The organism is Stenotrophomonas sp. 21LCFQ19, from assembly GCF_056861425.1.
This window is the reverse complement of sequence record NZ_JBSPUF010000017.1, coordinates 37281-41074: the sequence shown is the minus strand read 5'-3', so window position 1 is coordinate 41074 and position 3794 is coordinate 37281. Positions and strand designations below refer to the sequence as shown.

General features: G+C 65.0%; 2 protein-coding genes. One reads left to right on the top strand and one right to left on the bottom strand.

The window, feature by feature from the left end; all coding sequences use genetic code 11:
• Positions 1–368: 368 nt before the first annotated feature.
• Entirely contained in the window at positions 369–2534 is a 2166-nt protein-coding gene (locus AC13FW_RS17080; protein WP_482989871.1) for a S46 family peptidase, read from the bottom strand.
• Between the two features lie 135 nt (positions 2535–2669).
• Between AC13FW_RS17080 and tdh the strand changes: the two genes are divergently transcribed.
• Positions 2670–3704 carry an L-threonine 3-dehydrogenase gene (gene tdh / locus AC13FW_RS17075; protein ID WP_282273214.1) on the top strand — a complete coding sequence of 345 codons (1035 nt, stop codon included), beginning with the start codon at positions 2670–2672 and terminating at the stop codon, positions 3702–3704.
• The last annotated feature ends 90 nt before the right edge of the window (positions 3705–3794 follow it).

Here is a 3794-nt window from a genome sequence, read left to right as displayed (position 1 = left end):
CCCCCCCCCCGCCCCGCCCCCCCCCGCCCCCCCCCCCCCCCCCCCCCCCCCCCCACTACAGTTGCCAGGCCTCGGCTGCATTAGCCAGCCAAAAGCTTACCCCTCCCCGACCCTCCCCTTCGCTGCGCGAAAGGGAGGGAGCAAAACGTAGTGCCGAGCCATGCTCGGCAGGGGCTTCACCGGTACCGCCAAATGTAGGAGCGGCGTAAGCCGCGAAGCACCTGATCCATCAGATTGCGCGCATTCCGCTAGTTTCAATGCTATCGGCTTCGCGGCTTACGCCTCTCCTACAACGCTGTGTGCTGCGCGCAAAGAAAAGCCCGGACGGTTTCCCGTCCGGGCTATTACTTGAACCATGCAACCCGAACTTACTTCGAGGCGGCGTCCATTTCCTTCAGCAGCTGCGGCGCCGGCGCCACTTCCTGCATGATCCAGCGCATATAACGCTCGTCGACCGAGATCATGCGGGTCATCACCGGGTCGAACACCCAGTTGCTGGCGACCGATTCCCAGATGCCGTCAAACGCCAGGCCGACCAGGCGACCGTGCGCGTCCAGCACCGGCGAGCCGGAGTTGCCGCCGGTGATGTCCAGGTCGGACAGGAAGTTCACCGGCACGCTGCCGATACGCTTGTCCTCGAAGCCGCCGTAACGCTTGGCCTTGACCGCATCGATCAGCGCCTGCGGCGAGTCGAACGGGTCCTTGCCGGTTTCCTTGGCGACGATGCCTTCCAGGTCGGTGAAGGCTTCCTGCACCTTGCCGTCCAGGCCGGTGTAGCCCTTCACGTTGCCGAAGGTGATGCGCAGCGACAGGTTGGCGTCCGGGTAGACGAACTCCCCCTTGGTCTTCTTGTAATCGGCAATGGCCTGCAGGAACAGCGGACGTGCCACCAGCTCCTCGCCCATGCGCAGCTTGCGCTGGTGTTCCAGCTCCAGCAGTGCCGGCATCACCGCCACCGCGTACTGGATGGCCGGGTCGTTGCTCGCTTCGAACGCGGCCTTGTCGGCACCGAACCACTTCAGGCGCTCATCCAGGCTGCCCAGCTTGGAGCCATCCAGACGCGCGACCGTAGCCTCGACCGCCTTGGCATCCACGCCGCCAATCCACTTGTCGAATGCCGACAGATGCTGGCCGGCCGGCAGCTGCACGTACTGCTGCAGCCAGTACTGCTGGAACTGACGGTCCATGGCCGGCACGTAGCGGCGGTCCATCTGCTTCAGGCCGCCTTCGATGGTCGGCAGATCACGTTCCTGGTAGCCCTCTTCGCGCTGTGCGTCCGGCTTGGCCTTTTCAATGGCCAGGCGGTACAGGCGCACGGCGGTGCCGAGGGTGCCGGTGCGGTTGAGCATGGCCAGGTTCAGGTCACGCGCCTGGTTCATGCGCGACTGCTGGCCCAGCGTCTGCAGCTGTGCGAACGCATCCAGCGCCGGCTTGCCGGCAGCGCCCTGGCCGCGCAGCCATTCCAGCACCGCGGTCTCTGCAGCCTGCTTCTGGCCGAGCACGTTGTTGCGCTTGAAACCGTCCAGCTGGCCGTCGTAGTTCTTGCTGGTGTTGTTCCAGCTGGCCATGTTGGACGCGTACTTGACCGCGATGTCCTGGTTGTCCTTGCTGGCCGCTTCGACCATCGCGATCTGGTCCTTGTAGGCCTTGGCGATCGACGGGTAGGTCCAGGTGGCGGTGTTCTCGAACTCGCTGACCAGCGCATAGCGATCGGTACGGCCCGGGTAACCGGCCACCATCACGAAGTCACCCTCGCCCAGCGGCTGGTTGGCCAGCTTCAGCCAATGCTTGGGCTGGTACGGCACGTTGTCGGCGGCGAAAGCGGCCGGCTTGCCGTCCTTGCCGACATAGGCGCGGTAGAACGAGAAGTCGCCGGTGTGGCGCGGCCACATCCAGTTGTCGACGTCACCGCCGAACTTGCCGACGCTGCCCGGCGGCGCATAGGCCAGGCGCACGTCCTTGATTTCCATGTTCTTGAACAGGCGGTAGGTGTTGCCGCCGGAGAAGCTGTACAGGGTGCAGCTATAGGCGTCATCGGTTTCGCAGGCGGCGATGGCCTGCTTCTCGAAGGCTTCCAGTGCCTGGGTGCGCTTGAGCGGGTCGTTGCCGGCGCCAGCGATGGCGGCCTTGGCCTGTGCGGTGACATCGGTGATGTCGTCCAGCACGTAGATGCGGGCATTCGGGCCGGCGCTCAGCTCGTCTTTCTGGGTCGGCGCGTTGAAGCCGTCCTTGATCAGGTTCTTCTCGGCGGTGGAGTTCAGCTGGATCGAGCCGTAGGCGCAATGGTGGTTGGTCACCACCAGGCCCTGCGGCGAAACGAAGCTGGCGGTGCAGCCACCCAGCGCAACCACCGCGCCCATCGGGTCGCCGGTCAGGTTGGCCAGCTGCTGCGGGTCCAGCTTCAGGCCAGCCTGCTTCAGCGGGCCGGCAATTTCAGGCAACTGCTGCGGCACCCACATGCCTTCGGCGGCGTGCGCGGTCTGCGCCAGGCCCAGGCCGGCAACGATGGAAAACGCAAGGAAATTCACGCGCATTACGCACATCCGAAAGTTTGGAAGGGCCGATTGTAGCCGTTGTAACCGTCCGCCTCCCCTGCCATCGGTCAGTACGGGGCGGTTACGGCTGAAAGCTTATAATCGCCCTCTTTCCTCACACTGCGGTCTCCTGCAATGGCACAGACGATGAAGGCGCTGGTAAAGCGCGAAGCGACCAAGGGCATCTGGATGGAAGAGGTGCCGGTGCCTACGCCGGGCCCGAACCAGGTGCTGATCAAGCTGGAAAAGACCGCCATCTGTGGCACCGACCTGCACATCTACCTGTGGGACGAGTGGAGCCAGCGCACGATCAAGCCGGGCCTGACCATCGGCCATGAGTTCGTCGGCCGCATCGCCGAGATCGGCCCGGGCGTGACCGGCTATGAAGTCGGCCAGCGTGTCTCGGCCGAAGGCCACATCGTCTGCGGCCATTGCCGCAACTGCCGCGGCGGCCGCCAGCACCTGTGCCCGAACACCGTCGGCATCGGCGTCAACGTCAATGGCGCCTTCGCCGAATACATGGTGATGCCGGCCACCAACCTGTGGCCGATCCCGGACCAGATTCCGTCCGAGCTGGCGGCGTTCTTCGACCCCTACGGCAACGCCGCGCATTGCGCGCTGGAGTTCGACGTGATCGGCGAAGACGTGCTGATCACCGGTGCCGGCCCGATCGGCATCATTGCCGCCGGCATCTGCAAGCACATCGGTGCGCGCAACGTGGTGGTCACCGACGTCAATGATTTCCGCCTGAAGCTGGCCGCCGACATGGGCGCCACCCGCGTGGTCAACGTCGCCAACCAGTCGCTGAAGGACGTGATGGCCGAGCTGCACATGGAAGGCTTCGACGTGGGCCTGGAAATGAGCGGCAACCCGCGCGCCTTCAACGACATGCTCGACTGCATGTACCACGGCGGCAAGATCGCCATGCTCGGCATCATGCCCAAGGGCGCTGGTTGCGATTGGGACAAGATCATCTTCAAGGGCCTGACCGTGCAGGGCATCTACGGCCGCAAGATGTACGAGACCTGGTACAAGATGACCCAGCTGGTGCTGGGCGGCTTCCCGCTGGGCAAGGTGATGACCCACCAGTTGCCGGTGGACCGCTTCCAGGAAGGTTTCGACCTGATGGAACAGGGCAAGGCCGGCAAAGTTGTGTTGAGCTGGAATTGAGCCCAGGCGGAATCGGTAGTGGGGGCCCCCGGGGGGGGGGGGGGGGGCGGGGGGCGGGGGGGGGGGGGCCGGGGGGGGGGCGGGGGAAAA

Bases quoted from the DNA above. Each gene is read 5' to 3' on its own strand.
- tdh (WP_282273214.1), top strand. From the start codon at position 2,670: ATGGCACAGACGATGAAGGCGCTGGTAAAGCGCGAAGCGACCAAGGGC.
- AC13FW_RS17080 (WP_482989871.1), bottom strand. From the start codon at position 2,534: ATGCGCGTGAATTTCCTTGCGTTTTCCATCGTTGCCGGCCTGGGCCTG.